This is a genomic window from Ruegeria sp. A4, assembly GCF_056543025.1.
On sequence record NZ_JBQGAW010000025.1, the window covers coordinates 1 to 1,070 of the forward strand.

Consider the following 1,070-nt stretch of genomic DNA (forward strand, 5'->3'; position numbering starts at 1 on the left):
CCGAACGACACGTTGTCGCCGGGCATGACCATCTCGGTGCCTTCGGCCAGGGTCACGGTGCCGGTCACGTCCGTCGTACGGAAGTAGAACTGCGGACGGTAGTTCGCGAAGAACGGGGTGTGACGACCGCCTTCTTCCTTGGTCAGGATATAGGCTTCGGCTTCGAACTTGGTATGCGGTGTAACCGAACCCGGCTTACACAGAACCTGGCCGCGCTCAACGCCGTCACGGTCAACACCACGCAGCAGCGCGCCGATGTTGTCGCCCGCTTCACCGCGGTCCAGCAGCTTGCGGAACATTTCAACGCCGGTGCAGGTGGTCTTGGTAGTGTCGCGGATGCCAACGATTTCAATCTCGTCACCAACGTTGATCACGCCACGCTCGACACGACCGGTCACAACGGTACCACGGCCCGAGATCGAGAACACGTCTTCGATCGGCATCAGGAACGGCTGGTCAACGGCACGCTCGGGGGTGTCGATATACTCATCAACAGCCGCCATCAACTCGCGGATCTTGTTCTCGCCGATTTCCGGGTTGTTGCCTTCCATCGCCGCCAGAGCCGAACCTGCGATGATCGGGATATCGTCGCCGGGGTAGTCGTAGCTGGACAGCAGTTCGCGAACTTCCATCTCAACCAGTTCCAGCAGCTCTTCGTCGTCAACCTGGTCAACTTTGTTCAGGAACACGACCATCTTCGGGATGCCAACCTGGCGGCCCAGCAGGATGTGCTCGCGCGTCTGCGGCATCGGGCCGTCAGCGGCGTTCACAACCAGGATCGCGCCGTCCATCTGCGCCGCACCGGTGATCATGTTCTTGACGTAGTCAGCGTGGCCGGGGCAGTCAACATGCGCATAGTGGCGGTTGTCGGTCTCGTATTCCACGTGGGCGGTCGAGATGGTGATGCCGCGCGCTTTTTCTTCCGGCGCACCGTCGATCTGGTCATACGCTTTGAAGTCACCGAAATACTTGGTGATTGCTGCGGTCAGCGTGGTCTTGCCGTGGTCAACGTGGCCAATCGTGCCGATGTTGACGTGCGGTTTTGTACGCTCAAACTTTTCCTTTGCCAT

At 59.6% G+C, this 1,070-nt stretch carries 1 protein-coding gene; it reads right to left on the bottom strand.

The features are described 5' to 3' along the window. Window positions 1-1,070 (bottom strand): elongation factor Tu (gene tuf, locus ACR0E2_RS20650; RefSeq protein ID WP_480447755.1); only part of this gene is annotated, 1,070 nt, incomplete at both ends.